This window comes from Allobosea sp. LjRoot90 (assembly GCF_964254315.1).
In the GTDB taxonomy this organism is placed as follows: Bacteria; Pseudomonadota; Alphaproteobacteria; order Rhizobiales; family Beijerinckiaceae; genus Allobosea.
The window spans coordinates 538,648-565,356 of the sequence record NZ_CAXUTF020000001.1 but is presented as its reverse complement, the minus strand read 5'-3'; the positions used below and the strand labels follow the sequence as shown (position 1 = coordinate 565,356).

At 67.0% G+C, this 26,709-nt stretch carries 28 protein-coding genes; 6 read left to right on the top strand and 22 right to left on the bottom strand.

The features are described 5' to 3' along the window. Positions 1-37 precede the first annotated feature (37 nt). Both ACSQ3M_RS02805 and ACSQ3M_RS02800 read right to left on the bottom strand, forming a co-directional pair. The gene (locus tag ACSQ3M_RS02805) at positions 38-1,249 is read right to left on the bottom strand and encodes a DUF2336 domain-containing protein (protein ID WP_436148539.1); all 1,212 of its coding nucleotides are present in this window, start codon (positions 1,247-1,249) and stop codon (positions 38-40) included. Continuing rightward, on the bottom strand, positions 1,246-2,382 hold the full coding sequence (locus ACSQ3M_RS02800) for a lytic transglycosylase domain-containing protein (RefSeq protein ID WP_436148538.1): 1,137 nt from the start codon (positions 2,380-2,382) through the stop codon (positions 1,246-1,248). Before ACSQ3M_RS02800 ends, ACSQ3M_RS02805 begins: the two co-directional genes overlap by 4 nt. Before the next feature lie 136 nt (positions 2,383-2,518). Between ACSQ3M_RS02800 and ACSQ3M_RS02795 the strand changes: the two genes are divergently transcribed. Together ACSQ3M_RS02795 and ACSQ3M_RS02790 are read left to right on the top strand one after the other, a co-directional pair. Beyond that, a complete protein-coding gene (locus ACSQ3M_RS02795; RefSeq protein ID WP_284170215.1) occupies positions 2,519-3,010 on the top strand; it encodes a MaoC family dehydratase in 492 nt (163 codons plus the stop codon). After that, complete coding sequence (locus ACSQ3M_RS02790) at positions 3,010-3,888, top strand: HpcH/HpaI aldolase/citrate lyase family protein (protein ID WP_436148537.1); 879 nt, start codon at positions 3,010-3,012, stop codon at positions 3,886-3,888. Before ACSQ3M_RS02795 ends, ACSQ3M_RS02790 begins: the two co-directional genes overlap by 1 nt. Positions 3,889-4,070: 182 nt before the next feature. On the opposite strand, the gene ACSQ3M_RS02785 is transcribed toward ACSQ3M_RS02790, so the two are convergent. From ACSQ3M_RS02785 to ACSQ3M_RS02775, 3 genes are read right to left on the bottom strand one after another with little or no spacing between them, the layout of a single operon-like run. Then, positions 4,071-4,256: a hypothetical protein gene (locus ACSQ3M_RS02785; RefSeq protein WP_436148536.1), complete on the bottom strand. Its 186-nt coding sequence runs from the start codon at positions 4,254-4,256 to the stop codon at positions 4,071-4,073. A gap of 5 nt (positions 4,257-4,261) precedes the next feature. Next, a complete protein-coding gene (locus ACSQ3M_RS02780) occupies positions 4,262-4,870 on the bottom strand; it encodes a flavin reductase family protein (RefSeq protein WP_436148535.1) in 609 nt (202 codons plus the stop codon). A 5-nt stretch (positions 4,871-4,875) separates the two neighbouring features. After that, the gene (locus tag ACSQ3M_RS02775; RefSeq protein ID WP_436148534.1) at positions 4,876-5,445 is read right to left on the bottom strand and encodes a nitroreductase family protein; all 570 of its coding nucleotides are present in this window, start codon (positions 5,443-5,445) and stop codon (positions 4,876-4,878) included. A gap of 114 nt (positions 5,446-5,559) precedes the next feature. On the opposite strand from ACSQ3M_RS02775, the gene ACSQ3M_RS02770 reads away from it, so the two are divergent. Further along, on the top strand, positions 5,560-6,483 hold the full coding sequence (locus tag ACSQ3M_RS02770; RefSeq protein ID WP_436148533.1) for a hypothetical protein: 924 nt from the start codon (positions 5,560-5,562) through the stop codon (positions 6,481-6,483). Between the two features lie 15 nt (positions 6,484-6,498). On the opposite strand, the gene ACSQ3M_RS02765 is transcribed toward ACSQ3M_RS02770, so the two are convergent. The 14 genes from ACSQ3M_RS02765 to ACSQ3M_RS02700 form a co-directional block, all read right to left on the bottom strand. Continuing rightward, positions 6,499-7,329, bottom strand: coding sequence for an SGNH/GDSL hydrolase family protein (locus ACSQ3M_RS02765; RefSeq protein WP_436148532.1), 831 nt, complete (start codon positions 7,327-7,329; stop codon positions 6,499-6,501). Continuing rightward, positions 7,266-8,450 carry an OpgC family protein gene (locus ACSQ3M_RS02760; RefSeq protein WP_436148531.1) on the bottom strand — a complete coding sequence of 395 codons (1,185 nt, stop codon included), beginning with the start codon at positions 8,448-8,450 and terminating at the stop codon, positions 7,266-7,268. The genes ACSQ3M_RS02765 and ACSQ3M_RS02760 overlap by 64 nt, the downstream gene beginning before the upstream one ends. Positions 8,451-8,711: 261 nt before the next feature. Beyond that, positions 8,712-9,539 (bottom strand): twin-arginine translocase subunit TatC, encoded by an 828-nt coding sequence (tatC, locus tag ACSQ3M_RS02755; protein WP_436148530.1) that lies wholly within the window; start codon positions 9,537-9,539, stop codon positions 8,712-8,714. Beyond that, positions 9,536-10,087: a Sec-independent protein translocase protein TatB gene (gene tatB / locus ACSQ3M_RS02750; protein WP_436148529.1), complete on the bottom strand. Its 552-nt coding sequence runs from the start codon at positions 10,085-10,087 to the stop codon at positions 9,536-9,538. Before tatB ends, tatC begins: the two co-directional genes overlap by 4 nt. Positions 10,088-10,234: 147 nt before the next feature. Next, positions 10,235-10,477: a twin-arginine translocase TatA/TatE family subunit gene (locus ACSQ3M_RS02745; protein ID WP_436148528.1), complete on the bottom strand. Its 243-nt coding sequence runs from the start codon at positions 10,475-10,477 to the stop codon at positions 10,235-10,237. A gap of 69 nt (positions 10,478-10,546) precedes the next feature. After that, the gene (locus tag ACSQ3M_RS02740; RefSeq protein ID WP_436149279.1) at positions 10,547-11,587 is read right to left on the bottom strand and encodes an ABC transporter ATP-binding protein; all 1,041 of its coding nucleotides are present in this window, start codon (positions 11,585-11,587) and stop codon (positions 10,547-10,549) included. Positions 11,588-11,703: 116 nt separating this feature from the next. Then, entirely contained in the window at positions 11,704-12,390 is a 687-nt protein-coding gene (gene scpB / locus ACSQ3M_RS02735) for an SMC-Scp complex subunit ScpB (protein WP_436148527.1), read from the bottom strand. Between the two features lie 7 nt (positions 12,391-12,397). Then, positions 12,398-13,216 (bottom strand): segregation and condensation protein A, encoded by an 819-nt coding sequence (locus tag ACSQ3M_RS02730; RefSeq protein WP_436148526.1) that lies wholly within the window; start codon positions 13,214-13,216, stop codon positions 12,398-12,400. A 68-nt stretch (positions 13,217-13,284) separates the two neighbouring features. After that, a complete protein-coding gene (gene nagZ / locus ACSQ3M_RS02725; protein ID WP_436148525.1) occupies positions 13,285-14,298 on the bottom strand; it encodes a beta-N-acetylhexosaminidase in 1,014 nt (337 codons plus the stop codon). Between the two features lie 197 nt (positions 14,299-14,495). Beyond that, positions 14,496-15,587, bottom strand: coding sequence for a TRAP transporter substrate-binding protein (locus tag ACSQ3M_RS02720; RefSeq protein ID WP_436148524.1), 1,092 nt, complete (start codon positions 15,585-15,587; stop codon positions 14,496-14,498). Positions 15,588-15,762: 175 nt separating this feature from the next. Then, complete coding sequence (locus ACSQ3M_RS02715; protein ID WP_436148523.1) at positions 15,763-16,797, bottom strand: arginase family protein; 1,035 nt, start codon at positions 16,795-16,797, stop codon at positions 15,763-15,765. 66 nt (positions 16,798-16,863) lie between these two features. Further along, on the bottom strand, positions 16,864-18,441 hold the full coding sequence (locus tag ACSQ3M_RS02710; RefSeq protein WP_436148522.1) for an SPOR domain-containing protein: 1,578 nt from the start codon (positions 18,439-18,441) through the stop codon (positions 16,864-16,866). Between the two features lie 187 nt (positions 18,442-18,628). Next, entirely contained in the window at positions 18,629-20,395 is a 1,767-nt protein-coding gene (gene argS, locus ACSQ3M_RS02705) for an arginine--tRNA ligase (protein WP_436148521.1), read from the bottom strand. A 35-nt stretch (positions 20,396-20,430) separates the two neighbouring features. Next, complete coding sequence (locus ACSQ3M_RS02700) at positions 20,431-21,672, bottom strand: deoxyguanosinetriphosphate triphosphohydrolase (RefSeq protein WP_436148520.1); 1,242 nt, start codon at positions 21,670-21,672, stop codon at positions 20,431-20,433. Between the two features lie 101 nt (positions 21,673-21,773). Between ACSQ3M_RS02700 and ACSQ3M_RS02695 the strand changes: the two genes are divergently transcribed. After that, entirely contained in the window at positions 21,774-22,124 is a 351-nt protein-coding gene (locus ACSQ3M_RS02695) for a HesB/IscA family protein (protein WP_436148519.1), read from the top strand. A 7-nt stretch (positions 22,125-22,131) separates the two neighbouring features. Here ACSQ3M_RS02695 and ACSQ3M_RS02690 read toward each other — a convergent pair whose 3' ends face one another. Further along, on the bottom strand, positions 22,132-23,178 hold the full coding sequence (locus ACSQ3M_RS02690; protein WP_436148518.1) for an HD-GYP domain-containing protein: 1,047 nt from the start codon (positions 23,176-23,178) through the stop codon (positions 22,132-22,134). 181 nt (positions 23,179-23,359) lie between these two features. After that, positions 23,360-23,971, bottom strand: coding sequence for a cold-shock protein (locus ACSQ3M_RS02685; RefSeq protein WP_436148517.1), 612 nt, complete (start codon positions 23,969-23,971; stop codon positions 23,360-23,362). Between the two features lie 193 nt (positions 23,972-24,164). On the opposite strand from ACSQ3M_RS02685, the gene ACSQ3M_RS02680 reads away from it, so the two are divergent. Both ACSQ3M_RS02680 and ACSQ3M_RS02675 read left to right on the top strand, forming a co-directional pair. Continuing rightward, positions 24,165-25,283 (top strand): mandelate racemase/muconate lactonizing enzyme family protein, encoded by a 1,119-nt coding sequence (locus ACSQ3M_RS02680; RefSeq protein WP_436148516.1) that lies wholly within the window; start codon positions 24,165-24,167, stop codon positions 25,281-25,283. A 15-nt stretch (positions 25,284-25,298) separates the two neighbouring features. Continuing rightward, entirely contained in the window at positions 25,299-25,931 is a 633-nt protein-coding gene (locus ACSQ3M_RS02675; RefSeq protein ID WP_436148515.1) for a LysE family translocator, read from the top strand. On the opposite strand, the gene ACSQ3M_RS02670 is transcribed toward ACSQ3M_RS02675, so the two are convergent. After that, a complete protein-coding gene (locus tag ACSQ3M_RS02670) occupies positions 25,932-26,687 on the bottom strand; it encodes an SIR2 family NAD-dependent protein deacylase (protein WP_436149278.1) in 756 nt (251 codons plus the stop codon). Between the last annotated feature and the right edge of the window lie 22 nt (positions 26,688-26,709).

The window sequence follows — 26,709 nt, the reverse complement described above, 5'->3', positions numbered from 1 at the left end:
GCCGGTCAAGCCGGCCGCGCACGAGCCTGCGGCTCGTTCAGGCCGCGTCGCGCAGGTCGTCCAGATCGAGTTCGACCAGAAAGTCCGGATCAGCCTCGATCAGCAGCGCCAGCGCCGCGTCGTCGGCGAGCGAATCGGCCAGCATCCGGGCTTCGTCGCGCGCAGCTTCCGCATCGAGCCGGCGCAGCAGCGCCATCAGCGCATTGGCCTGCGGGCCTTCCAGGCCCTCGCAAGCGATCAGGACGTGCGCCAGCAGATCGCGATCGATACCGCCCGCGCCCCGCTGGCCTGGACCAGCCTGCTTGAGTGCATCCACGGTGGCGGCAAAGGCCGGCAGCAAGGCCTCCGGCATTGCCGCCTTGCGATAGAGCGCCTTGAGGCCGGCGCCACGCCGGTCCCAGAGCAGCGCGCGGACGCGGTTGAGCGGCAGGCCGGAGAGCGCGGCGAAGGCCGCTTCTGCGAGGGCCGGTTCATTGCTCAGCAGCGAGCGCAGGATCACGCCGGCGGTTAGTCGGCCATTCTCGCGCAGGCAATCGACGATAGCCGGGGCGTCGCTCGCCTCGCCGCCCGCGGCGAGCGCAACGGCGACCCGCTCGGTCGATTCGCGAGCGAGGCGCGCGCTGCGTTCCTGGGTGAGCCAGCCGCAGCCTGAGACGAAGGCGGCAAGCGCGTCGGAGACCTTGGCCGCGATCGCCTGGCGCAGGCCTGCCGGAAGATCATCGCGCGCCAGCATGGCTTCGCGCACGGTGCCAACCTCGCCTGCGCGCTCGAAGATGCGCTCCAGCGAGAAATCCGGGATTTCGGCGGTGGGATTGGCGAGCAGCGCAACCAGCGCTTCCTCGACCCCGACCTCGCCAAGCGCAGCGCAGATGCCGGCCGACAACCAGGGCCGCTGTGCGATCGCACGCTGCGCCAGTCCGTCGCCGATCGCGGCGGCATCGACCAGGTCGGCCTCGGTCAGCACCGGCGACTGCGCCAGCAGCAGAGCGGCGATATCGCTCTGCTCGGCGATCAGGCCAAGCACCACATTGCGGGGTGCCAGCGGCGTAGCCGCGAATTCTTCCGCGAGCGCACGTCGCACCAATGGCGAGGGATCGTCGACAAGCGAAATCAGCGCCGTCTCGGCCTCGCGTCTGTCTTCCGGCGACATCGCCGAGCGCAGATAGGCGCCAGCCAATGCAGCGGCCCCTTTCGCTCGCGCCTCGGCCGGAGCGGTGCGGGCCCAGAGCAGGAAACGGCGGACGATCATCCGCGCCTCCCATGGAGCATGAACTGGCTGAGGTCGAGCGGGCCGCGTCGTGGCTTGCGGGGCGCAACCGTTTCGCTGGAAGCGGTCTGCGTATCCGCCACGGCAAGGTCACGCGGCCGCGACGGCGGCAACGGAGCCATGGCACTGGCCGGAGCAGTCGAACTGACCGCGCTTTCCGTCTTGGCGACCTTGCCCGCGGACGAGACATCGCCGCCACTCGCTGCCGAGCTCACGCGCGGGAAATAGCGGGTCGCAGGATCGTCATCGGTGGTGCGGGACGCAGCGCTGCTACGCGGCGTGGTCCAGAGATTGGCGACCGCCTTCGAGACCGGAGTGCGCGGCCCTTCGGTCGAGAACAGGCCGATCAGCCCCTTCGCCCGGCCCGGTGCCAGCGCGGCGGCGATCGGCGCGACCGGTGGCTCAGCCGCATAGGCCGTAGCGGTCGTAGCCGCGCCTGTCGGCTTGGCCTGCGCCAGCATGGCGCCCGTGGTCGCCGCGACCTGGGTGTTGGCGTGGCTGGCGGCGAGCAGGCCATAGACCTCCTGGGCGCTGCGGGCCCTGCCCCCCTTGTCGAAGAAGATCGAGCGATTCGCCGCCGCGGCGTCCGGGAAGTCGCGTGCCGCGGCACGCGTCGGGTCGTTTCCGACGGTGCGGATCAGGTCGGTGGCGCCGCGTGCGCCGAGCACATGGGCCATATAGAGCTCGCCCGCCTGCGGCTGACGCCCGAGCGCCTGGCCGAGCTGCTCGGCATTCTTTTGCGTGAGCGCGCCGGCCATCACGGTCGCGACATGCGGATCGGTGCGCAGCTGCAGGATCTTCTCGCGCAGCGCCGGATCGGCCACGGTCAGCCGGCCGCTGCCATCCTCGCTGATCGCGCCGGCATAATTGGCGAGCCCCTGCTTGGGCCCCTCCTGGCGCACCATCGACAACCAGGTCTGCTCGATGAACTGGAACAGTCCGGTCGCGCTCGAGGTCCGCGCTTTCGCATCTGGCGCGAGCGCCGATTCCCGCTGCGCCGTCTTCAGGAGATAGTCGAAGCCGACGCCGGTCTTGTCCGCCCCTTCCTTGATCGCGTTAACGACCGGGTTGGCAGGCGTTGTCTCGCGGGTACTCGGCGTGCTGAAAAGGAACATGAGGTCACTCGGTCCGCTGCCGTTCCAGGCGGACCGGAGCACCCGAAGAGACTGGACCGGTTATGGTAAGCGAACCGTTAAAACGGGCGTTCGCCAAAGCCGGTTCCGGGCGGAAAAGTGCCACAGGAGCAAGACGATGGCGGAAGCGACGCGGCACAAGCGAGGCGGGCTCTATTTCGAGGATTTCGAGATCGGCGCCTCGATCGAGCATCGGCTGACCCGCACGGTCACGCAGATGGACAACATGCTGTTCTCCAACATGACGCTGAATCCGCAGCCTCTTCACATCGACGCGCATTTCTGCGCGACCGAGACCGAGTGGGGCAAGCCGTTGATGAACTCGCTGTTCACGCTCGGCCTGATGATCGGCATCTCGGTCAACGACACCACGGTCGGCACCACCATCGGCAATCTCGGCATGACCGACGTCACCTTCCCCGCCCCGCTTTTCGAGGGCGACACGGTGAACTGCGTCACCGAGATCGTCGCCAAGCGCGAATCGAAGTCGCGGCCGGATGCCGGCATCGTCGACTTCCACCACCGCGCCTATAAGCAGGACGGCACGCTGGTGGCCCAGTGCCGCCGCCAGGCCTTCATGAAAAAGCGCCCGACCGGAGGACAGGCCTGATGCGCTCGCTTCTCTTCGTCCCCGCCGACAACCAGAAGAAGCTGCAAAAGGGTCTCGAAAGCGGCGCCGACGCGCTGATCCTCGATCTAGAGGATTCCGTTGCGCTCGACGCCAAGCCGGCAGCGCGCGAGCTGGCCCGTGATTTCCTGAAGGAGGTCGCGGCCTTGCCGCGGCGCCCACGCCTGATCGTCCGCGTCAACGCGTTGATCACGGGCATGACCGCGGCCGATCTCGATGTCGTCATGCAAAGCGGGCCCGACGCGATCATGCTGCCCAAATCCGAGGGCGGCTCCGATCTCAGCCATCTTGCCGCGCATATCGCCGTGCGTGAGGCCGAGTACGATCTGCCCGACGGTGCGACCAAGATCATCGCGATTGCGACCGAGACCGGAAAGGGCATCTTCGGCCTCGGCAGCTATGCCGGCGCCAGCCACCGACTCTCCGGCCTGACCTGGGGTGCGGAAGATCTATCGGCCGATCTCGCCGCCGAGACCAATCGGCTCGAGGACGGTTCCTATGCCGATCCCTATCGTATGGCCCGCTCGCTTCTGCTCTTCGCTGCCGCGGCAGCGCAGATCGACGCGATCGACACCGTCTTCACTGCCTTCCGCGACGAAGCAGCCCTGCGCGCCGAATGTGTTGCGGGACGGCGCGACGGCTTCACCGGCAAGATGGCGATCCACCCGGCGCAGGTGCCGGTGATCAACGAGGTCTTCTCGCCTTCGCCCGAAGCGCTGGCCCGGGCCGAGGCGATCATCAAGCTGTTCGACGCCAATCCCAATCTCGGCGTGATCGGGCTCGACGGCGAAATGCTCGACCGGCCGCATCTGATGCGCGCCCGCCGGCTGAAGGCGCGGGCTGACAGATTGCGTCAATGACCGGGCGCAAGCGATTCTGGTGATTCGGGTTTTGGAGACCCGCCCCTAACCGCGATACTCTTCCAGCTCGTCATGCTCGCCCTTGTGGCGAGCATCCACGTCTTGAACACCGCATTCGATTAGCAAAGAGAAGACGTGGATGGTCGGGACAAGCCCGACCATGACGGGAGAAGCGGCCTCACCTATTTGAGTTGCCGGCACTGATGTCGCGCCGCGCTCGCCAGGCACTCTTGCGCCTTCTTGGCGGCATTGAGTTCGCGCAGCAGCCAGAAGCCCGCCCCGATCATCACCAGCACGGCGATGACCGCGAGGAGGTTCACGGTCATGCGCCATTGCTCGTCCGGCTCCTCGTCCTGGCGTCGGACCATGGCGGTCAGCCGCCGCCGGCGGGCCGGATGATCGAGAACATTTCGCTGACCTCGGCGTAATCGCTGTAGCCACAGCGGGCGATCGGGTTGGCGCCGGCCGTATCGAAGCGCCCGTCGCGGATGAAGGCCTCGTCGATATAACCCGCGACAACCTGCCCGAACACTATCCAGTGCGGCACGTCATTGCCATCGATGTCCCTGACTTGCTGGATCGACAGGAGCTTGCATTCGAGCGCGGCTGGGCTCGCCGCGACCCGCGGCGGCTTCACCACGCGCGACGGCGCCATCTCAAGCCCGGCATGGCCGTATTCGCTTGTCCCGCGCGGCAGCGGAGCCGAGGTCAGGTTCATCTGCTGGTCGAGCGCCTTGGTGACCAGGCTGCAGGTGAACTCACCGGTCTCCTCGATGAAGGCGACGGCATCCTTCTTGTTCTCGGAGGAGAACATCACGATGTTCGGGCGCGCCGAGACCGCGTTGAAGAAGCTGTAGGGCGAGAGATTGACCTCGCCCTTCGCATTTATCGCGCTGATCCAGCCGATCGGCCGCGGCGCCACGATCGCCTTAAACGGATCGTGCTTGAAGTCGAGGTCACGGCCTTCGTCGGTATAGTACATGACGCTCACGCTCCAAACCGGCTGACGATCGCGGCGAGGTCCGGCCGCTCGCGGTCGGCCGGGCGGCCGTCGGCCTTGCCGAGATGGACGAAGCCGGCGATGCGCTCATCCGGTTCGAGCCCGAAGGCATCGAGCACCTTGCGGTCGAAGGCGAACCAGTTGGTCAACCAGGAGCCGTTGAAGCCGAGCGCCTCGGCGGCGATCAGCATGTTCATGCAGACCGCGCCGGCCGAGAGCTCCTGCTCCCATTCCGGGATCTTCTCGTGCTTGCGGGCCCGCGAGACGACGGCGATCACGACCGGAGCGTGGAGCAGGCGCTTGCGCTCGAACGCCACCTTGTCCTCATCGGCCTGAGGATTGCGCTCCTTGAAGACGCCCGCAACGATCTCGGCCGCCTGCTCCTTCGCTGCACCGGAAAAGACGATGAAGCGCCAGGGCGCGAGCTTGCCATGGTCCGGCACGCGCGCCGCCACGGTCAGGATCTCGCGCAGCTGGCCTTCGTCCGGCCCGGGAGCAGCGAGAAATTGCGGTGGCACCGAGCGACGGAGCTTGAGCAGGGAGAGCGTGTCGGTCATGAACGATCCGGAAATGGCGCGGCTGGGATGATGGTCTCCCAGTTAAGGTTTCGCCATGATGAGGACAAGCGAACCTGCTCCTTCGCTGGCGCAGGGACGATGACGGCGCAGCGCATGTTTCAACGCGACAAGTTTCAGATTCAGATGCGGACCATGGCCAGGGTCGGCATCACGCTGCTTGCCGCCGCGCTCGCAGCATCGCCCAGCCTTGCCCAAACGCCCGGTGCCGCGACATCCGCCACCACGCCCGGTTCGCCGCCGAACGCGGCACCAGCCGCAAGACCCGGCCAGGCGACGCTCGCCCTCGGCGCCCAGTTCTCCGGCAACCGCAAGCCGATCCGCTCCGGCCTGGTCTGGCGGGTGCTGACCGAATCCTTCGACGGCTCGCCGCCCCGGATCGTCGCCCGCTCGAACGATGCCGAGCCGAATTTCGCGCTCGACCCAGGCGTCTATCTTCTGCACGCCGCCTATGGTTTCGCCAGCGCCACCAAGCGCGTCACGCTCGGCGCGCAGGGTCTGAGCGACAAGCTCAGCATCAGCGCCGGAGGGCTCTCCCTCGCCGGCTCGATCGGTGAGACCCCAATCGCGCCGGCCCAGCTCAGTTTCTCGGTGTTCGTGCCGTTGCAGGGCAATTCCGAGGGCCGCCTCGTCGCTTCCAACGTCAAGTCCGGCGAGCTGATCCGCCTGCCGGAGGGCACCTATCACATCGTCTCGACCTATGGCGATTCGAACGCCATCCAGCGCTCCGATGTCCGGGTCGAGTCGGGCCAGGTCACCCAGGCGACGCTGCATCACCGCGCCGCGCAGGTGACGCTCAAACTGGTCGCCGGTCCTGGCGGCGAAGCTTTCGCCGGCACCGCCTTCAGCGTGCTCACCCCCGGCGGCGACGTCATCCGCGAGGCGATCGGCGCTTTCCCGCAGGTGATCCTGTCCGAGGGCGACTATGTGCTGATCGCCCGGCAGGAGGGGCAGGTCTTCTCGCGCGACTTCAAGGTCGAGGCTGGACGCGATCGCGATATCGAGGTGATCGCGCGCTGACGCGCCTGCTGCGGCTCAATTCGTCGACTTGCCGGGCTCGCGCCCACCCGTCAGCTCGTTGATGATGCCGTCGGCCAGACGAATTCCGAAGCAGCGATAACCGGCCTCGACCACCTGGAGCCCGTCCATGCCGACGATCTCCTCCTCGCTGAACTGCTTCGAGCCCGACCAGCTCTTCATCATGGCGTAGCGCGGAAAGACCGAAACGCCGCTTTCGCTCGCCGTTTTCGCCAGCACGGCCCGGTAGTCGTCGTATTTGGGGTAGCGGCCCTCGCGCTGCAGCCAGGGCATATCCATCAGCACGAGATCGACCCCGGCCTCCTGCAGCTTGTGGGCGCCCTTGCGCAGGATCTTCGCCAGCTTCTCCTCGCCGATATCGCGGATGGCGTCGTTCACCGCCGTCTGCCAGATCACCAGCGCCGGCTTCTCGGGAATGACCTCGCCCTCGAGCCGCAGATACATCTCATAGGCCGACTGGCCGCCGACACCGAGGTTCACGACCTTGATCTCGCGCCCCGGCAAGCGCCGGCGCAGTTCGGCCTCCAGCACGGCGGGGTAGCTGCGGTCGGCATCGCTCGCACCCGTCCCGGCGGTGCTGGACGAGCCGAGCGCGACGATTGTGAGCTTATTGGTTTCGGTCAGGGCACGCTTCGCTGCCGATAGCGACGGCCTGAAGGGGTGCTGGGCCGCGCCGGCCCGGCAGCGCCCATCCACCACTTGAGCGAGCGGCTTTGGCCCGGCGAATGCCGGCAGGGCCGACCCCAGGATCAGAAGAAGGGCGCTCAGGCCGTAGCGGCCTGCTCGCGAGGGGCGCTGGCGGCGCGTGCCGTAAGCGACTTGTACCACGAGAGAAATGTTCCTAGCCCGATCAGGATGGTAATCCCGGCGAGGTTTACGATCAATTGCATCAAAAGGGCGAAGGAGGTCTCCGCAAGGATGATCTGGCCGGTGATCGCCAGCACGATTCCGGCGCAGAAGACCTCGAGCGAATGCCGCCCGAGCGCGGCCAGCCTCCTGCCAACCGCCCCCTTCAGCAGGTTCGCATCGGGCTTGAGGAAGCGCAGCACGAGCCAGGTCAACGCCACCAGGTGAACCACGCGCAGCCAGGCGAGATTGGTCTTGTCGATGCCGATCTGCAGGCTCTCGATCCAGTCGTTCAGGAGCGCGATGCCGAACGGGTTGCCGGAAGACAGCTTCACCGTCGCCGCTAAAAGGATGATGGCCGCAGCTGCAAGATCGGCGATGACCAGCTTCGGCAAGGCGGCGCCGACGATGCCGAGGCGACCGATCACCACGCCGAGCGTGAACACCATCTGCCAGGCGAACGGGTTGAAGAACCAGCCGCCCTCGCCCGGATGGTTCGGCAGGTTGAGCCCGGCATGGGTGGCGCCCTGCCAGATTGCGAAGGAGACGAGCAGCGTCGCGAGCGGGCTGGTCCGCGCCGCGACATAGATCAGCGGAAACAGCGCCAGCAGCACGATGTAGAGCGGCAGGATGTCGAGATAATAGGGCTGATAGACCAGCCCGAGCGCGTTGACGATCGCAGCCTGCGTATCGCTGAAGAAGGGCTGGATGTTGATCGCCTCGACATAGAGCGCGTTCTGGGTGCGCACCACTGCGGTCGCGACAATGCCGCAGACCAGCACGAACAGCGCCAGATGCGCGATGTAGAGCGTCCAGATCCGCGCGCCGACCTTGAGCGAGCCGACAAGCAGCCCGCGCTGGTCGATCAGCCGGCCATAGGCGAAGGCGGCCGAGACGCCTGCGAGCAGCACGAAGACATCGGCAGCGTCGGAGAAGCCAAAATTATGCGGCATCGCCGAGGCGACGATGTTGCCCGGTATGTGGTTGACGAAGATGACGAGCAGGATCAGGCCGCGGATCACGTCGATGCGCAGGTCGCGGCCGGGCGAGGCCGCATCGCGGGGCCCTTTTCCGAACAGCACCAGGCGCCAGAATCCGCTCACTCGAACCGCTCCTCATGCGCAGCCCGGAAGAGGTAGCTGCACATTTGTTCATCTGCGGTTCATCTTAACATTGTGTTGCCAGCAAGGCTCCGCAGATGCGGATCACAAGCCTGTGCACTGCCGTATGGAGAGGCACAAGGTTTGCCGCTGCATTATTGCATGCGCAGCCCCGCAAATCCGTCATTGGCTTCAACGGCCTGTGACGGATTGCATCGCTATTGAGCAATCGACGGCATGAGCTGGATGGGGGTTTGAGCTGCGCTAGGCGCCTGCGTCTTCGGCCGCCTTCGCCGCATCGCGCTTCTTCTCGACATGGCGCACCGAGAACACCGAGAGCTCGTAGAGCAGCAGCATCGGGATCGCCAGCATGAGCTGCGAGATCACGTCGGGCGGGGTCAGCACCGCGGCGATGACGAAGACGAAGACGATGGCGTAGCGGCGCTTGTCCTTCAGGAACTGCGCGTCGATGATTCCCGCCTGGCCGAGCAGGGTCAGGACCACCGGCAGTTGGAAAGAGATGCCGAAGGCGAAGATCAGCGTCATGATCAGCGAGAGGTACTCGCTGACCTTGGGCAGGAGCTGGATACCCGCCTGCCCTTCGCTCGCGGCCTGCTGCATGCCGATCGAGAACTTCATCAGCACCGGCATGGCGAAGAAGAACACCATCGCCGCGCCGAGCAGGAAGAAGATCGGCGTCGCGGCGAGATAGGGCGCAAAAGCCTGGCGCTCGTTCTTGTAGAGCCCCGGCGCCACGAACTTGTAGATCTGCGTCGCGATCACCGGGAAAGCGAAGAAGCCGGCGCCGAAGGCCGCGATCTTGATCTGGGTGAAGAGATATTCGAGCGGCGCGGTGTAGATGAGCTGCACGTTGGCGCCCGGCCCCGCAGCCCAGATATAGGGCTGGACCAGGATGTTGTAGATCTGCGTCGCGAAGGCGAAGCAGATGAAGAACATGATCAGGAAGGCGATCAGCGACTTGATCAGCCGCGAGCGCAACTCGATCAGATGGTCGATCAGCGGTGCGCGCGACGCTTCGATCTCGTCCTCGCCGGCGCGCTTCGGATCGGTATTGGCCTCGACGACGCTCATGCCGTCTCTCCGCCCTCGACCGAAGCGGCCTTGGCCTTGCGCTTGCGCACCGGCTTGGCCGGCGGCTCCTCAGCCGCGACCGCGGTAGCCGGCACTGCCGGCTCTTCGGTCGCGGCGGTCTTGCGGCGGCGCTTCGGCTTTTCCTCCGGCTCGGGAGACGCCACGGGAGCAGGATCGATGCTGACGGGGGCCGGCAGGTCGGGCGCCGGGAGCTTTGCCAGCGTCGCCTCGGCATCCTTCATGGCCTTGTCGTCGGCCGCCGGCTTCGAGGCGTCGGCTGCGCCAAAATCCTTCATCGGCTCGATCGGGTCGAAATTGGTCGAGGCCTGCACCGAATTGCCGATGTCCTCGACCTGCTTCTTCAGGTCGGTCAGCTCGGCCTCGCGCATCGCGTCGTTGAACTGCCCCTGGAATTCGGAGGCCATGCGCCGAATCTTGCCGATCGCCTGCCCGGCGGCGCGTAGCGCCCCGGGCAAATCCTTGGGGCCGATGACGACGAGCGCGACGCCCCCGATCAGCAGCATTTCGCTCCAGGCGATGTCGAACATCGACGGCCGGTCCTCTAGAGCCATTCCAGCAAAAGTGCGAAGCGGTTTTGCGTCAGGAATTGTGTCAGAACAGTAGAATGGAACATGTCCGTGATCGCGGACATGTTCCGCCAAACCTCGAACGCCACCTTAAGAGCGGCGCGAGCTTCAGGCCTTGGTCTCGGCCTTGGCCGGCTGCGGATTGGTGGTCTGGGCCGTCTGGTCGATCACCTTGGGATCGGCCGGCTGCTGCGCGGCCGCTGGCGGGGTCTCGTCCTCGGCCATGCCCTTCTTGAACGACTTGATGCCCTTGGCCACGTCGCCCATCAGTTCGGACACCTTGCCGCGGCCGAACAGCAGCATCACGATGACGCCGACGACGATCCAGTGCCAGATGCTGACGCCACCCATGGTGGAACTCCTCCGAAATTGAACGCGCGGCCCGACTTGTTTCGACGGGCCAGATGCTTGTGCCGGAAACTAGGTGTCCCCTACAGGGAACACAAGGACTTCGTCCATCGTAATGTCGATACCGACATCCTCGCCCTCTGCGACGGAATCCCGCCGTGTTGGCAGCCGCGCCATCAACGGCTTGTCGAGACCATCGACCGCGAGCTCGATATGGTCGACCTCACCGAGGAAGCGCCGCGTCACCACCCGCGCCGGCAGGCAGTACCCTTTGGGCACCAGGCGGATCGCTTGCGGCCGAACGCCGAGCACAGCGGCTCCGTCCGGCAGTCCAGGCGCCGGGAAGCGCCCAAGCGGCGTGTCGATCTCGCCATTGCGGACGCTCGCCTCGATTTCGGTAAGGTCGCAGAAAAATCGGGCGGCAAAGAGGCTGGCGGGGCGGCGGTAGAGCTCCTCGCCGGTTCCGCTCTGGACGATGCGGCCCTGGCGCATCAGCACGATCCGGTCGGCGACGCGCATCGCATCCTCGGGATCGTGCGTGACGATGATCGAGGTCGCGCCGATCTCCTGCAGCAAGGCCATCGTCTCGTCGCGCACCGCATCGCGTAGGCGCCGGTCGAGATTGGAGAAGGGCTCGTCCATCAGCAGCACGCCGGGACGCGGCGCCACCGCGCGCGCCAGCGCCACGCGCTGCTGCTCGCCGCCCGAGAGCATGTGCGGATAGGCCTCGGCGAGGTCGGCGAGGCCGACGCGGGCGATAGCACGCAGGGCCGTCGCATCGGCCTCGGCATTGCCATAGCCACGCAGGCCGAAACGGACGTTCTCGCGCACGGAGAGATGCGGAAACAGCGCGTAATCCTGGAAGACCAGGCCGACCCCCCTCGCCTCCGGCTCGACGAATTGGCCGGGCGAGGAAACATCGCGGCCTTCGAGCAGGATACGGCCGGCACTCGGCCGCTCGACCCCGGCGGCGAGCCGCAGCAGCGTCGTCTTGCCGCAGCCGGAATGGCCGAGCAGCGCGACGATCTCACCGGGTGCAACGTTCAGCGAGACCTGGTCCAGCGCCGTCACCTTGCCGAATCGCTGGGTGACGCCGTCGAAGCCGAGCGCCATCGGGATGGCGGCGCCGGCGGTGCCACGCCGTCCCCACCCCAGCCAACGCGGTCTGCCTTCGCTGCGAGCCAAGTCGTTCTCCTGCCGGCCCGCCGGGCTCAATCGCCTGCGCTGTGCTAGCTGGCGTCGCCGTCGTCAAGCGGCGTGAACAGGTCGCCGAGCGGATCCTCGTCATCGTGCAGGCTCGGATCGTCGTCCGGCACCGGCACGGAGAGGTCCTTGGCGAGGCGCCCCTCGATGAAGCCGGCGCCTTTCAGCTCCTCCAGCCCCGGCAGGTCGTCGATCCGGTCGAGTCCGAAATGATCGAGGAAAGCCGGCGTCGTGCCGAAGGTCACCGGCCGCCCCGGCGAGCGCCTGCGACCGCGCAGGCGCACCCAGCCGGCCTCCAGCAGAATGTCGAGCGTGCCCTTGGCGGTGGCAACGCCGCGGATCTCCTCGATCTCGGCGCGCGTCACCGGCTGGTGGTAGGCGATGATGGCGAGCGTCTCCAACGCGGCACGCGAAAGCTTGCGCGGCGGCTCGGCCTCGGGCGCCAGCAGATAGGCAAGATCCGGCGCAGTGCGAAAGGCATAGCCGCCGGCAACGCGATGCAGCGTCACCCCGCGCATGGCATAGCTCTGCTCCAGCTCGGCAATCACCCGGTCGATCGGCACGTTCGCCGGCACCGATTTCGCCAGGTCTTCGGCCGAGAGTGGCTGCACCGAAGCGAACAGCAGCGCCTCGACGATGCGGCAGGCGCGCGCCAGCGCCTCGTCGGCATCCCATGCCTCCTCGTCCTCGCGCTCGGCTTCAGCCACGGCCATCAGCGCCTCACAGGTCGAGCGTCGGTGGCCGCGCCGAGCGGCGGCGGACATAGAGCGGCGCGAAAGCGCCATCCTGACGCAAATCGAGCACGCCCTCGCGCACCATTTCCAGCATGGCCGAGAGCGAGGAGGCCCTGACCGTCGCCGCCATCGTCTCTGCCGGCAGGCCGTGGCTGCTCATGTAGCGGGTAAGATAGCCGTCGATCGCGGTCCATTCGCCGGCCTCGCCGACCAGCCGCGCCAGCGCCTCGCGCGCCTCGGCCAACGAGAGAACCTGGCGCTGGCCGACACTCATCGGCTGGCGGATGCGCTTCTGGCGTTGCTGCGCATAGGCCGCCAGCAGATCGTAGAGTTCCGCCTCCCAGACCGGCCGCCCCTCGAAAGCGATCACTTCCGGCGCACCGCGGGCGAAGACGTCGCGGCCGAGCCGCTCGCGGGTGGCGAGCCGCTGCGCCGCGGCGCGGATCGTCTCCAGCCGCTTCAGGCGCAGCGCCAGCGCGGTGGCAAGATCGGCTGCGCTCGGCTCCTCGCCCTTGGGCGGCTCCGGCAGCAGCAGGCGCGATTTCAGATAGGCGAGCCAGGCCGCCATGACGAGATAGTCGGCGGCGAGCTCGAGCCGCAGCTCCCGCGCCTTTTCGACGAAGACGAGGTATTGCTCCGCCAAAGCCAGAATCGAGATGCGGGCGAGATCGACCTTCTGGCGACGGGCAAGATCGAGCAGCAGGTCGAGCGGCCCTTCATAGCCGTCGACGTCGATCACGAACGCCGGCTCGCCGCTCGCGCGTTCCGACGTGCCGTCCTCCTGGAATGGCAGCTCAGCGGCCATCGATGGCCTGTTCCCCATGTCCCGCCCCGCCCTCACGGCGGGGCCGCAACCCCGGGGATAGAATCAGCTTATCTGCCGCCCATGGCAAGGGCGCTCGCGAGTTGTGCCCGCGTCGCCTCGATGTCGAGCGGTTCTGGCTCGTGCCGGATGCGGGCGAGTGCCATTGCGGCGCGGCGGGCACGCTGGCCGCTCATCGCAGGGACGGCACCGGCAACCGCGACCATCTCCTCCATGATGCCATGGCAGTGCAGCACCACGTCGACGCCGGCCCGGATCGCCGCCTGCGCCTTCTGCGCGAACGAGCCGGACAAGGCCTTCATCGAGATGTCGTCGGTCATGATCAGCCCGTCATAGCCGAGCTCGCCGCGCATGATCTCGCGCACGATCTTCCGCGAGATCGTCGCCGGACGACGCTTGTCGAGCGCGGTGAAGACGACATGCGCCGTCATCGCCAGCGGCATGTCGGCCAGATGCCGGAATGGCCGGAAATCATGGGCCCGCAACTCGTCGATATCAGCCTCGACCACCGGCAGGTCGTGATGGCTATCGGCCTTGGCCCGGCCATGGCCCGGCATGTGCTTGATCACCGGCAACACGCCACCTGCCAGCAGCCCCTCGGCCGCCGCCCGGCCGAGCGTCGCCACCATTGCCGGATCGCGTGCATAGGCGCGGTTGCCGATCACGTCATGGCTGCCGGCGATCGGCACGTCGAGCACCGGCAGGCAGTCGACATCGATGCCGACGCTCTTCAGGTCATGCGCCATCAATCGCGCCGAGAGCCGGACGATCTCGCGCTGCTGGATCGGATCGTTGATCGCGAGGAAGGCCAGCGCCGGCGGATAGGGCGGCCAATGCGGCGGCCCCATGCGCTGGACCCGGCCGCCCTCCTGGTCAATGAGGATCGGCGCCTGCCAGCCGACGCAGTCGCGCATCTGCGCCGTCAGCGCCGCGACCTGCGCCGGATCCTGCGTATTGCGCTTGAACAGGATGAAGCCCCAGGGCCGGGCGTCGCGGAAGAAGGCGCGCTCGTCGGCGGTTAGGCTCGTGCCGAGGCAGCCGGCGATGAAGGCGCGCGAGGTCATGGAGCGATTATCGCCGATTCGGAGGCGAGCCGCATTGCGTCATTGCGGGCTTACCCTTCCCGTCCTGGTCGGGCTTGTCCCGACCATCCACGTCTTCCCTCGGGCAGTCCTGCGTTCAAGACGTGGATGCTCGCCACAAGGGCGAGCATGACGAGCTGGATCAGCGTCCCGGTCATGAACTCCGGGCTATGCTGCCCTCACCGCAGCGACTGCGACGCCTGTGCGTTGAACGCGTCGAAGGGCAGTTCCGCGACGCGGAACCAGAGCTGCTCCTTCTTCCAGTACGGCAGGAAGGAATCCCACAGCGTCTTGAAGGCCGGATTCTTCGCCGCCTGGTCGGCGTAGAGGGCGAAGGCCTCCTTGAACGCCGCCTGCATCACGTCCTGCGGGAAGGCGCGCAGCTCGGCGCCACCGGCGATCAGCCGCAGCAGCGCGTCCGGGTTGCCGTGGTCGTATTTCGCCATGCAGAGCGCGTTCGCCTCGGCGCAGGCCGCCTCGACGATGGCGCGGTAATGCGCCGGCAGCCCGGCCCATTTCTCGTTGTTGACGATGAAGCTGACATTGGCGCAGCCTTCCCAGAAGCCGGGATAGTAATAGTACTTCGCCACCTTCACGAAGCCGAGCTTCTCGTCGTCATAGGGGCCGGAGAACTCGGCCGCGTCGATCGTGCCGCGCTCCAGCGCCGGGTAGATGTCGCCGCCGCCCAAGGTTTGCGGCACCACGCCGAGCTTGGCCATGATCTGCCCGCCGAGGCCGGCGATGCGGAACTTGAGACCCTGCAGATCGGCTACGCTCTTGATCTCCTTGCGGAACCAGCCGCCCATCTGGGCGCCGGTGTTGCCCGACGGAATCGTGTGCACGCCGAACTTCTTCATCAGCTCGCGGCAGAGCTCGAGCCCGCCGCCCTGATAGAGCCAGGCATTCTGCTGGCGCGTGTTGAGGCCGAAAGGCAGCGACGTCTCGAAGGCGAAGGCCGTGTCCTTGCCGATATAGAAGCTCGACAGCGTGTGGCTGCATTCCACCGTGCCGTTCTGCACCGCGTCGAGTGCCTGCAGCGCCGGCACGATCTCGCCGGCGGCGAAGGTCTGGATCTGGAACTGGCCGTCGGTCGCCTCGGCGACGCGCTTGGCGACCTGGGTCGAGATGCCGAACAGGGTGTCCAGGCTTTTCGGATAGCTCGAGGTCAGGCGCCAATTGATCTTCGGATTGGTCTGCGCGATCGCCGGTGCGGCGATGGTCGCGGCAGCGGCCGCGACGGCCGAGGTTTTGAGAAGCTTGCGGCGGTCCATGGTGTTTCCTCTCGCTTGCAGGCCTTCGGCTTTTTTCGGACGGGGCCAGGCCGCTGACTCGGGGGGCGAAGCTAGAGCACGCGCTGACCGGGCTCCAGCCACGGCCCCGCAACGCGCGCATGTCCAAATAGCGGGAGCAATTCGGGATTCCTGCACGGCGGCATGGGGATGCGGTTCAGCTGCCCGCGCTGCCAGCAAGCAGGCCGGCCCCGAGCATGGCCAGTCGGCAGACGCTCCGCGCACCGAGGCCGCCAATGTCCTCCTCGGGTACGAACTCGACGATGTTAAAACCGATGATCGGCGCGCGCGCCGCGACACCGTTCAGGAGATCGACGAGATCGCCATAGCCAAGGCCGCCCGGCGCCCGGCCGAGCACGCCCGGCACCACCGACGGATCGAGGCCGTCGACATCCAGGCAGACCACGACCGGCCGGCCCGCCGGTACGCATTGAACCGCGTGGCCGATCCCCCTCTCCCTGAGCGTGCGCATATCGATGATTTGCGCACCGGCAGCGCGCGCCTCGCTCACATCCGTTTCACGGGCGCTGCCGATGCCACGGGCACCGACCTGCACGAGCGCCTTGACGCCGGCGAACTCGGACGCGCGCCGCATCGTGCTGGACAGCCCGAAGCGCTCGCCCTCGACCTCCTCGCGCCAATCGATATGCGCATCGATCTGCAGGATCGTGATCTCGCTGTGCGAGGCGAAGGCCTTCAAGGCGGGAATCTGGACGCTGTCATCGCCGCCGAGCAGCAAGGGCGCAGCGCCACGCGCCAACAAAGCCGTGTAGACGGTTTCGATCCTTGCCCGATTACCGGCGAAATCGCCGGGATCGAAAGCGATGTCGCCGCAATCCACCAGGTTCTGGTCCGACCAGGCCACCGCCCGGCCGAGATCGAAATCATAGTGCCCTCGCCGTGCGGCCTGCCGCGCGCTGACACGGCGAATGGCGGCCGGTGCGGAGGCGCTATGCAGGCTGCCTGACGGATAGGGCGTCGCGCCGGGAATGCCGATCACTGCGACCGCGCCGCGCGGTACCGCGTCGAAGGCGACCGCTTCGCAGCCAAGGAAGGTCTCGCTGGCGCGGGAAGTCGGGTCGAGAGGCATGGCGAACGAACCAAATGACGGACGGTGGTTTCTCCAGCCTGCCTGCCACCGGGCATCCGGGTAAGCAAGCACATCGCCGTGGGGTAGGCGCTCAGGCGCCAAACAAAAACACCGGCCGCGACGATCGCGGCCGGCGTTTCAGGTATCTGTGAGCAGCTCGGTGGTGCTTCAGTTCTTGGCGATGAAGCACTGGCCGCCGGCGGACTGCAATGCCGAGCACATCGAGCTCGCATCCTCGCGAGAATACGGACCGACGCGCAGGCGGTAGACCGTCTTGCCGCCAGCGAGCTCGGTCTTGCGCACGATCGGGCTCTGGCCGGAGAGCTGATCGGAATATTTGCGCTGCAGCGCTGCGAAGGTGGCGCGTGCCTCGGCCTCGCTGCCCGGCGCCCCGAGCTGCACGACGAAGCCGCCTGCCGGGTCTGTGCGCGGCGCTGCCGCGGCAGGTGTAGCGGGCTGGACCGGCTGCGGCGCGAGTGCGGCAGTCCGGGTCGTGTTGGCCGATGGCGTCTGCGAAGCCGGCGGGGTCGCCGGAGCAGCAGCGCGTTCCTGGGCCTTGGGTGCCTGTGCGGCCGGGCTCGGCGTCGCCGAAGGTGTCGCGGCCGGGCGGTTCGACGGCGCCGAACCGGTTACGATGCCCTGCCCCGCCCCGTTCGTGGCGGTTGCGTTGCTGGTCGCCGGCGTGCCATCCGGCCGGATCGCGACCGTACGGACGCGGCGCGGCTCGCCGAGGCCGGGGACGGCCGGGATCGGAATCAGGCCGGGCTCCGTCGGAGCCAGAGCGGCGGCCGCCGTGTCGGTCGGCGTGATGCTGCCATTCGACGTTTGCGTCGGGCGCTGCGCCGCCATCGAGCGCGCTGCCTGCTGGACGTCGACCGGCTGCTCCTCGCGGCTGACAACCTTGGTCTTGTCGGTCGCGGCGTCGCCGCTGCGCTCGTAGATCTGCTTGTTCTGGTTCGGGATCTCGGCGCCGCCCGGATTGACCGGCGCGACCTTGGACGGGCCGGTATCGGCCGCGATCACCGGCGGCTGGCCGTTGACGCCGGCCGGGCTCTTGTCGCGGAAGACCGTGGCAGCGCCAACACCACCAACGACAACGACGAGCAGTGCGGCAGCCGTAAACAGGCCCTTGCGCGAGCGCGGCCGCTGGAAGTCGCGAGACTCGTCCTCGGCGATCTGCGACTGCGCGTCATAGTTTGGCGCGGCATGATAGCCGTGGTCGTAAGCTTGGGCCTGCGCCTGGCCGGCCGCCTCGTCGAGATCGCGCGGCAGCTCGGGGACATAAGCGTGATGCCCCTCTTGCTGCACCGCATAGGGCTGCGAGCTTGACGGGAGCGGCTCTGGCTCGTTGTAGTCGTGCACCGGCGCCGAAGGGGCGTGCGCGATCGGCTGGGAGGGCGCAGTCCGCACCGGCTCGGTCCGGCGCAGCAGCGCCTCGAATTCGTCGAGCGTGCCGCGCACATCCGCCGGCGGCGGGGTCGACGGCGCCTGCGGCGGCGTGACCAGCGTCGGCTGGAAGCTCGGCTCGGTCCGGGCCCAGGAGGCTGGCTGCGGCGCAGCCGGGCGCACCGGCTCGGATCGACCGGCAAAGAGTTCCTTCAGCGGATCGTCCTGGCCGACGAGCCGGGTCAGCTCCATCAGCGGGTCGCTCGCCGCGCCCGGCTTCTGAGGCTGGGCCGCTCCGCGCAGCTGGCGCTCGAGATCGTCGAGATCGAGGGCGAAACGGTTTCTAGCTGGCTCGCTCATGACATGATCCATTCCAGCGCGTGCCGCCACCCATCAAAGGACGTTGCCACAGCGCGGTCAATCTGACGAAAGCCTTAGCCGATCGCCTTTCGGCAGACCGGCCAACACCACTTCCGTGTCGGACCCGGCGGACGCCGACCGGATCCTTCTGATCCGCAAAGCGTCCGATGCGCCGGGATGGATCCCGTCAGCGCATCTCCTCCGGCGCCGTCACCCCAACGACCGCCAGACCGGAGGCAAGGACGCTGCGCACTGCATGCACGAACGCCAATCTTGCCGATGTCGACTTTCGATCAGTTTGATTAACGAACCGTAATTGCGGCGAGTCTTTGCCCTTGTTCCATAGCGAATGGAAGGCACTCGCCAATTCGTGCACGAAAAAGGCGACACGATGGGGCTCGTGTGACGCAGCCGCGGCGTCGATCATCCTCGGATAAGCAGCGATCATCTTGACGATGCCGATCTCCGACTCGTCGGTCAGCAGGCCGAGGTCCGCTTCCGCCAGCGCCTGCGGCGACAGGTCGAGATCGGGGAAGACCTCGGCCGCCTGGCGGAAGATCGAAGCGCAGCGCGCATGCGCGTACTGGACGTAGAAGACCGGATTGTCCTTCGACTGCTCGACAACCTTGGCGAGGTCGAAGTCGAGCGTCGCGTCGTTCTTGCGGAAGATCATCATGAAGCGCACCGCATCGCGGCCGACCTCGTCGATGACCTCGCGCAGGGTGACGAAGTCGCCGGAGCGTTTCGACATCCTGACCTGCTCGCCATTGCGCAGCAAGCGGACGAGCTGGCAGAGCTTGACGTCGAGCGAGCCCTGCTCATTCGTCACCGCCTTCACCGCCGCCTGCATGCGCTTGACGTAGCCGCCATGGTCGGCGCCCCAGACGTCGATCATCTCGGCGAAGCCGCGCGTGAACTTGGAGCGGTGATAGGCGATGTCGTTGGCGAAATAGGTGTAGCTGCCGTCCGACTTCAGCAGCGGCCGGTCGACGTCATCGCCGAACTGCGTGGCGCGGAACAGCGTCTGCTCGCGATCCTCCCAGTCCTCGTCCTTCTGGCCCTTGGGCGGCGGCAGGCGGCCCTCATAGATCAGGTCGCGGGCGCGCAGATCCTCGATCGTCTGGTGTACGGCGTTGGAGTTGCCGTCCCTGCCCTGTAGCGAGCGCTCCGAGAAGAAGACCTGGTGGACGACGCCGAGCGCGGCGAGATCCTCGCGGATCATCGCCATCATCCCATCGATCGCCGCCCCGCGCACCAGCGGCAGCCAATCCCATTCGGTCTTGTCGAGCAGCGCCGGCCCATGCTCGCGCGCCAGCGTCTCGCCGACCGAAACGAGATAATCGCCGGGGTAGAGCCCTTCCGGGATCGGGCCGATCTCCTCGCCCAGCGCCTCGCGGTAACGCAGGAAGGCGGAGCGGGCGAGCACATCGACCTGGGCGCCGGCATCGTTGATGTAGTATTCGCGGGTCACATCGTGCCCGGCGAAGGCGAGCAGGCTCGCCAGCGCGTCGCCGAAGACCGCGCCACGGCCATGGCCGACATGCATCGGCCCGGTCGGATTGGCCGAAACGTATTCGACATTGACCCTCGGCTCCCCCTTCGGCGCGCCGCGGCCATGTTCGGTCCCGGCCAGTACCGCCGCCTTCAGAACCTGAGTGAACACAGCAGGTTGCAAGGAGAGGTTGATGAAACCCGGCCCGGCTATCTCGGCCTTGAGGACGTCGCTGTCCTTGGCCAGTTCGGCGACGATCAGCTCGGCGAGCACGCGCGGCGCCATGCCGGCTTCCTTGGCCAGCACCATGGCGGCGTTGATCGCAAGATCGCCATGGGCCGGGTCCTTCGTCGGCTCGACCACGACGCGCGCCAGCGACAGCCCGGCCGGGATACGGCCGGCCTCGACCAGCCCGGACAGGACGGCGGCAAGGCGTGCGGAGAAAGTCTCGAAAATGTTCATGACAACCAAGGATGCATGGGGAAGCGGGCCAGCGCCTATCGCAGCGATGGGGTGGCGTCAAACAGGCGCCGGTGCTCGTCGAGGGCATAGGAATCGGTCATGCCGGCGATGTAGTCGGCGATTCGGCGCGAAAGGCGCGCCTCGTCGAGCTCCTCGCACCGTGCCGCCCATTCGGGTGACATGGCCTGCGGCTGCACCTTGAAGCGCACGAACAGGTCGCGGACGACGTCGGCCGCTTCCTTCCGGATCACGCCGATGCGCGGGTGGCGGTACATGTTCGGATAGAGGAAGCCCTTGATCGCCTTGTCGGCTGCAACGATCGCCGGCGAGAAGGCGACGACCGGCGCGCCCGCTTGCCTGATCTCGTCGGCATCGGCTGGCGCCAGCGCCGAGATCCGCGCCTCGGATTCAGCGATGACGTCCTCGACGAAGCGCGTGATCACCCGGCGCACCAGCTCGTTGGTGGCACGTGACCGCTCCAGGCCGGGGTGCAGGGCGTCGATCTCATCGAGCAGCTCGCCCAGGAACGGCACCGCCCTGAGCTCGGGCAAATCGAACAGCCCGGCGCGCAGGCCATCGTCGATATCGTGGGCGTTGTAGGCGATGTCGTCGGCGAGCGCGGCGACCTGCGCCTCGGCCGAAGCGTGGCTACCCAGCCAGAGGTCCTGCTTCTCCTGATATTCGAGGATCGCGACCGGAATTCCGGTCTTGGCGTAGCGCTCGGTCGGCTTGCCGTCGGCGGTCAGCAGCGGGCCGTTGTGCTTGACGAGGCCTTCCAGAGTCTCCCAGGTCAGGTTCAGCCCGTCGAAGCCGGCATAGCGCCGCTCCAGCCGGGTAACGATCCGCAGCGTCTGGGCGTTGTGATCGAAGCCGCCGAAGCCGGCCATGCATTCGTCGAGCGCATCCTCGCCGGTATGGCCGAAGGGCGTGTGGCCAAGATCATGTGCCAGCGCCAGCGCCTCGGCCAGGTCCTCGTCGAGTCCAAGCGCCCGGGCGAGCGCGCGGGCGATCTGCGCCACCTCGATCGTATGGGTCAGGCGCGTGCGGAAATGGTCGCCCTCATGCGAGACGAAGACCTGCGTCTTGTGCTTCAGCCGGCGGAAGGCGGTCGAATGGATGATGCGGTCGCGGTCGCGCTGGAACTGGTTGCGCGTCGCCGAGCCGGGTTCCTCTACTAACCGGCCGCGGCTCGTTGTCGAGCGGCAGGCATAGATCGCGCGCCAGCGATCGCCGGGCTCGCGAATCTGGGCTGTGGTGTTTTTGTGTGCTTGCGGCATGTCTGCTCGCTGCATGGCAGCCCCGTCGGCAGGCGCGGCTTGAAGCGATGCGCCTGCGCCATTACCTTTGCAAACGAGGCAGGAGCAAGGATGTTCTGCGCATGAGCACGGCAATCGAAGTCAATCCGCACATGATCGCGCTGACCGACAAGGCCGCGAGCCGGATTGTCGCGGTCATGGCGAGCGAGGCCCCCGGAGCGATGCTGCGCGTCAGCGTCGCCGGCGGCGGCTGCTCGGGGTTCCAGTACGTCTTCGACATCGACCGCGAGAAGGCGCCCGGAGACCTCGTGCTGGAGCGCGACGGCGCCACCGTGCTGATCGACGAAACCTCGCTCGAACTGCTCGATGGCTCGACCATCGATTTCGTCGACGATCTCGTCGGTCAGTCCTTCAAGATCATCAATCCGAACGCGACGAGTTCCTGCGGCTGCGGCACATCCTTCGCACTCTGAAGCGGCGTCAGCCCGGCAGCACCATTAGCCTGAACGCGCGGAGCAGGTCGGCGTCGAGCTTGGCGCCCATCCCGACCAGCATGGCATAGGCCTCCGCTGGCGCCATCGGTTCCTTGTAGGAGCGTCGCTCGATCAGGGCGGCATAGATGTCGCAGATCGTGATCATTCGGACCACGTCGGAGACCTCGTCGGCCCTCAGCCCGCGTGGATAGCCTGTCCCGTCGAGATATTCATGGTGGCTGCGTGCCACCTCGACGACCTCGGCCGCAAAGGCGCCCTGCCGCAACAGCATCTCGTAGCCGATCTGCGGATGCTCGCGCACGATCGCGAACTCCTCCACCGTCAATTTGCCGGGCTTATGCAGGATCGTGAGCGGAACGCGCGCCTTGCCGATATCGTGCAGGACGGCGGCGCTGGTCACCAGCTTGCGTGCCGCCTCGGGAAAACCGAGCTCGCGGGCGAAGGCGGCGGCAAGCCCTGCGACCAGCAGGCAATGCTGATAAGTCGCGTCGTCATGGTTCCAGACCATGTCGAGCCAGGCGCCCAGATCGCGGTCGTCGGCCGCGCGGTTGATCGCCTCGACGCCGCCCTCGATGGCCGCGACCGGCAGTGCCGCGCCGTCGGTGGCAGCCGCGAGGATCTCGGCCATGGCGGCGGACGCGGCAATAAATTGCCGCTGCATCGGAGCCTGCCCCTCCGGATGGAGGATGCGACCAATCTCGTCGAGCAGGGCCTTTGCCGGAATATCGGCCGGCAGGATCGCGCTGGCGCCGATCGCATTGGCCTGGGTGGTCAGGCGCGGCGACCGCTCACGTAGCAGGCAGAGATAGGGTGTTCCGTTCCGCCTGTGCTCCGCCAGCCGGTCGCGCACAGCTTCGACTGCAGCGCGCTTCGAGAGATCGACATCGCTGACGAGCAGGCGCTTCGGCGCCGGCCCGCCCTGCGTCGGACGATGCAGGTCCATGACATCGCAAGGTCCCCAAAGCGACAGGAGCCGCTCGAGCTTGACGCTCTGTTCCGGGCGGTCGGTGATCAGCAGCACGGCGATCGGCATATCCTCATAACGAGGATACCCTAGCCGCGGGTCCGTTGAGGTCCCGTGAAACTGAATCGCTCAAATTCGCCGTTTCCTTTCAGAAACGGCAAAAAGCCGCGCCGATATCGGGGCGCTGAACATCGCGGGCGTCGCACAACAAAAAAGGCGCCCGAAGGCGCCCTTTTGGAGAAAGCTTTTCTCAGTGCGAGCTGGGTGGCCCGCCTTGCTCCATCCGGATCTCGGCTGCCATCAACCCCTTGGGGCCAGGCCCGTAGCGCACCAGCACGACCTGTCCCGGGATCAGCTCGACGATGCCGTAGCGGCGCAGCGTTTCCATATGGACGAAGATGTCGGGCGAGCCCTCGCCCGCCGAGACGAAGCCGAAGCCGCGCAGGCGGTTGAACCACTTCACCACCATGCGCTCGAGCCCGCTCGTCGGCGTGATCGTCGCATTGGTCCGCGGCATCGGCATCTCGGCCGGGTGGCGCGCGGCGGAGGTATCGATCGAGAGCACGCGGACAGCCTGGCGGCCCCGCGCCTTCGCGATCGCCTCGAGCACGATGCGGGCGCCCTCGGCGATGGCGTGGAAGCCGTCGCGCTTCAGGATCGTCACATGGACGAGGACGTCGGTGCCGCCATCCTGTGGCACGACAAAGCCGTAGCCCTTGCTGACGTCGAACCATTTGACATGGCCTGTGATCTCGACCGTCTGCTCGCCAACGTCGTCAGGCCCGTCCAGCCGCACGATCCGGTTGAGCGATTGCAGCGGGCCGACCGGTGGCCTGCCTCCGTCGCCGTATTCGTCGGACATGTCCCGCTCATCTCCGCCGCGAACGTGATTCGTGATGTGACGATAGCACCCCGGCGGAGTCGCGAAACAGTCGCTTCCGGCTCATCCACATCATCAGCATGCGTAAAGCGCCTGAGAGACCGACGAAAGCTGCGCCTTGTCGCTTTCATGCATCGCGCCGATGATCGTTCGGACAGCGCTCGGGAGACCAGTCATGCGCATCGCCCATATCGAGCCCTTCATCCTGCACATCCCGGTGACCGGCGGCGCGATCGCCGATTCGACCCATCGGATCAGCCATTGGGGCGTCGTCGGCACGCAAATCACCACCGAGGATGGCCTCGTCGGTTACGGCTTCACCGGTACCCATGCCGACCTTGCCTCCGACCGGCTGATCACATCTTGCATCCGCGATTGCTATGCCCCGCTGCTGGCCGGCGAGGATGCGTCCGAGCATTCGCGGCTCTGGCTCAAGCTCGCCCGTCATCCGGCGCTGCAATGGGTCGGCCGCGCCGGCATCACCCAGCTCGCGCTGGCCGCCGTCGACATCGCGCTCTGGGACCTCAAGGCGAAGCAGGCCGGCATGCCGCTCTGGCATCTGCTCGGCGGCTCCAGCAAGACCAAGCTCGAAGCCTACAACACCGATATCGGCTGGCTCTCGATCCCCAAGGACGAGCTGGTCGAGGGCGCGCGCATGGCGGTCGAGCGCGACGGCTTCCATCGCATCAAGATCAAGGTCGGCCATGCTGATCCGATGACCGATATCGGCCGGCTCGAAGCGGTGCGCCGTGCCATAGGCGACCATGTCAGCATGGCGATCGACGGCAATGGCAAATGGGACTTGCCGACCTGCAAGCGCTTCTGCGCCCGTGCCGAGGGGCTCGACATCTTCTGGTTCGAGGAACCGCTCTGGTACGACGACATCGGCTCGCATGCCGAGCTTGCCCGCTCGACCTCGATCCCGGTCGCTCTCGGCGAGCAGCTCTACACGCTCGATGCCTTCCGTGCCTTCGTGCAGGCCGGCGCGGTCCACTATGTCCAGCCCGACGTCACCCGCCTCGGCGGCATCACCGAATACATCCAGGTGGCGGAGCTGGCGCTCGCCCATCGCCTGCCGGTAGCGCCTCACGCCGGCGAGATGAGCCAGGTCCACGTCCATCTCGCCTACTGGCATCCGGCGACGCCGGTCCTCGAATACATCCCCTGGATCAAGGACGCTTTCGTAGAGCCCGCCAATGTCGCGGATGGCTGCTTCCTGCGCCCGCAGCAGCCCGGCGCCGGCACCACGCCGACGAAGGATGCGTTCGCGCGTTTCGCCAAGCCGCTTTCCTGAACCCGAGAGCCCGTCATGCCCGATTTCGCCACGCTCGCTCTGTTCACCGCCGCCTGCGCCGTGCTGACCGCGACGCCCGGGCCGGACATGCTGCTGATCGCCTCGCGCAGCATGAGCCAGGGCCGCGTCGCCGGCTTCACGACCTATGCCGGCATTGCCACCGGCAGCTATCTCCAGGCACTCGCAGCCGCCTACGGCCTGTCGCAGCTCTTCCTGCTCGTGCCGGCGGCCTATGACGCGCTGCGCTGGGCCGGCGCGGCCTATCTGGCCTGGCTCGCCTGGAAGACCTTCAGATCGCCCGCGACGCTGTTCACGCCGACGGCGGATGCGGCGCGTTTCCCGCTGCGCCAGATCTTTCTGCAGGGCCTGCTGACCAACCTGCTCAATCCGAAGATGGCGCTGTTCATGCTGGCGCTGCTGCCGCAATTCCTGAAGCCCGAGGCCGGCTCGCTCCTGCTCCAGGTCGTGGTGCTGGCCTCGATCCTCAACCTGATGGGCCTGATCGCCAACGGCATCGTTATTATGACGGCAAGCCGTCTCGGCCGCGCCATTGCGAGCCGCCCGCATCTGGCGCTCTGGCCCCAGCGCGTCCTCGGCGTCGTCTTCGGTGGGCTGGCGCTGCGCCTCGCCTTCGCCTCGCGCGACTGATCAGTTCGCCAGCCGCGCCAGCACCGGGCCGATCTCGCTGCGCACGACGAGATCGGCGATCGGGTCGAGATCGGTCGGCTCGCGGTTGAGGATGACCAGCTTGGCGCCATTCCGCTTGGCGATCACCGGAAAGGTCGCGGCCGGAAAGACGACGAGCGAGGAGCCGGCGACCAGATAGAGATCCGCCGACATCGTCAGTTCATGCGCCCGGAGCATCGGTTGCTGCGGCATCTGCTGACCGAAGGAGATCGTCGCCGTCTTCACCACGCCGGCACACATGGTGCAGGCGGCCGGCTCGCCGCTTACCTCGAACTCAGCCCGGATCGCTGAAAGCTCGTGTCGCCAGCCGCAGGTCAGGCAGGTCGCATAGGTACCGTTGCCGTGCAGCTCGATCACGGCATCCTCGGCGATGCCGGACGCCTGGTGCAGGCCGTCGATGTTCTGGGTGATCACGCCGGGCGAGCGCCCCTCCGCCACTAGCGTCGCCAGTGCCCGGTGGCCACGATTGGGCCTGGCATCGCGATAATGGTCGTCCATCGCGAATTTGCGCCGCCAGGCCTCGATCCGCGCCTCGCGGCTGGCGAGGAAGATCTCGAATGGGATCGGTTTGTTCTGCATCCAGGGCGAGCCGGGCGAGCGGAAATCCGGCACGCCCGATTCGGTCGAGATGCCCGCCCCGGTGAACGGCACGATCACCCGGGCGCGGTCGAGCATGGCGTGCAGTTCCTCGATCGCGTCCTGCGTCGCCTCGTCCATGCCGTCAGCCTCGCATTGCTCC

What these genes read in the sequence shown, in the direction of transcription:
- ACSQ3M_RS02805 (WP_436148539.1), bottom strand. Translation starts at nt 1,249, where the DNA reads ATGATCGTCCGCCGTTTCCTGCTCTGGGCCCGCACCGCTCCGGCCGAG.
- ACSQ3M_RS02800 (WP_436148538.1), bottom strand. Translation starts at nt 2,382, where the DNA reads ATGTTCCTTTTCAGCACGCCGAGTACCCGCGAGACAACGCCTGCCAAC.
- ACSQ3M_RS02795 (WP_284170215.1), top strand. Translation starts at nt 2,519, where the DNA reads ATGGCGGAAGCGACGCGGCACAAGCGAGGCGGGCTCTATTTCGAGGAT.
- ACSQ3M_RS02790 (WP_436148537.1), top strand. Translation starts at nt 3,010, where the DNA reads ATGCGCTCGCTTCTCTTCGTCCCCGCCGACAACCAGAAGAAGCTGCAA.
- ACSQ3M_RS02785 (WP_436148536.1), bottom strand. Translation starts at nt 4,256, where the DNA reads ATGGTCCGACGCCAGGACGAGGAGCCGGACGAGCAATGGCGCATGACC.
- ACSQ3M_RS02780 (WP_436148535.1), bottom strand. Translation starts at nt 4,870, where the DNA reads ATGTACTATACCGACGAAGGCCGTGACCTCGACTTCAAGCACGATCCG.
- ACSQ3M_RS02775 (WP_436148534.1), bottom strand. Translation starts at nt 5,445, where the DNA reads ATGACCGACACGCTCTCCCTGCTCAAGCTCCGTCGCTCGGTGCCACCG.
- ACSQ3M_RS02770 (WP_436148533.1), top strand. Translation starts at nt 5,560, where the DNA reads ATGTTTCAACGCGACAAGTTTCAGATTCAGATGCGGACCATGGCCAGG.
- tatC (WP_436148530.1), bottom strand. Translation starts at nt 9,539, where the DNA reads ATGAGCGTCGTCGAGGCCAATACCGATCCGAAGCGCGCCGGCGAGGAC.
- tatB (WP_436148529.1), bottom strand. Translation starts at nt 10,087, where the DNA reads ATGTTCGACATCGCCTGGAGCGAAATGCTGCTGATCGGGGGCGTCGCG.
- ACSQ3M_RS02745 (WP_436148528.1), bottom strand. Translation starts at nt 10,477, where the DNA reads ATGGGTGGCGTCAGCATCTGGCACTGGATCGTCGTCGGCGTCATCGTG.
- ACSQ3M_RS02740 (WP_436149279.1), bottom strand. Translation starts at nt 11,587, where the DNA reads ATGGCGCTCGGCTTCGACGGCGTCACCCAGCGATTCGGCAAGGTGACG.
- scpB (WP_436148527.1), bottom strand. Translation starts at nt 12,390, where the DNA reads ATGGCCGTGGCTGAAGCCGAGCGCGAGGACGAGGAGGCATGGGATGCC.
- ACSQ3M_RS02730 (WP_436148526.1), bottom strand. Translation starts at nt 13,216, where the DNA reads ATGGCCGCTGAGCTGCCATTCCAGGAGGACGGCACGTCGGAACGCGCG.
- nagZ (WP_436148525.1), bottom strand. Translation starts at nt 14,298, where the DNA reads ATGACCTCGCGCGCCTTCATCGCCGGCTGCCTCGGCACGAGCCTAACC.
- ACSQ3M_RS02720 (WP_436148524.1), bottom strand. Translation starts at nt 15,587, where the DNA reads ATGGACCGCCGCAAGCTTCTCAAAACCTCGGCCGTCGCGGCCGCTGCC.
- ACSQ3M_RS02710 (WP_436148522.1), bottom strand. Translation starts at nt 18,441, where the DNA reads ATGAGCGAGCCAGCTAGAAACCGTTTCGCCCTCGATCTCGACGATCTC.
- argS (WP_436148521.1), bottom strand. Translation starts at nt 20,395, where the DNA reads ATGAACATTTTCGAGACTTTCTCCGCACGCCTTGCCGCCGTCCTGTCC.
- ACSQ3M_RS02700 (WP_436148520.1), bottom strand. Translation starts at nt 21,672, where the DNA reads ATGCCGCAAGCACACAAAAACACCACAGCCCAGATTCGCGAGCCCGGC.
- ACSQ3M_RS02695 (WP_436148519.1), top strand. Translation starts at nt 21,774, where the DNA reads ATGAGCACGGCAATCGAAGTCAATCCGCACATGATCGCGCTGACCGAC.
- ACSQ3M_RS02690 (WP_436148518.1), bottom strand. Translation starts at nt 23,178, where the DNA reads ATGCCGATCGCCGTGCTGCTGATCACCGACCGCCCGGAACAGAGCGTC.
- ACSQ3M_RS02685 (WP_436148517.1), bottom strand. Translation starts at nt 23,971, where the DNA reads ATGTCCGACGAATACGGCGACGGAGGCAGGCCACCGGTCGGCCCGCTG.
- ACSQ3M_RS02680 (WP_436148516.1), top strand. Translation starts at nt 24,165, where the DNA reads ATGCGCATCGCCCATATCGAGCCCTTCATCCTGCACATCCCGGTGACC.
- ACSQ3M_RS02675 (WP_436148515.1), top strand. Translation starts at nt 25,299, where the DNA reads ATGCCCGATTTCGCCACGCTCGCTCTGTTCACCGCCGCCTGCGCCGTG.
- ACSQ3M_RS02670 (WP_436149278.1), bottom strand. Translation starts at nt 26,687, where the DNA reads ATGGACGAGGCGACGCAGGACGCGATCGAGGAACTGCACGCCATGCTC.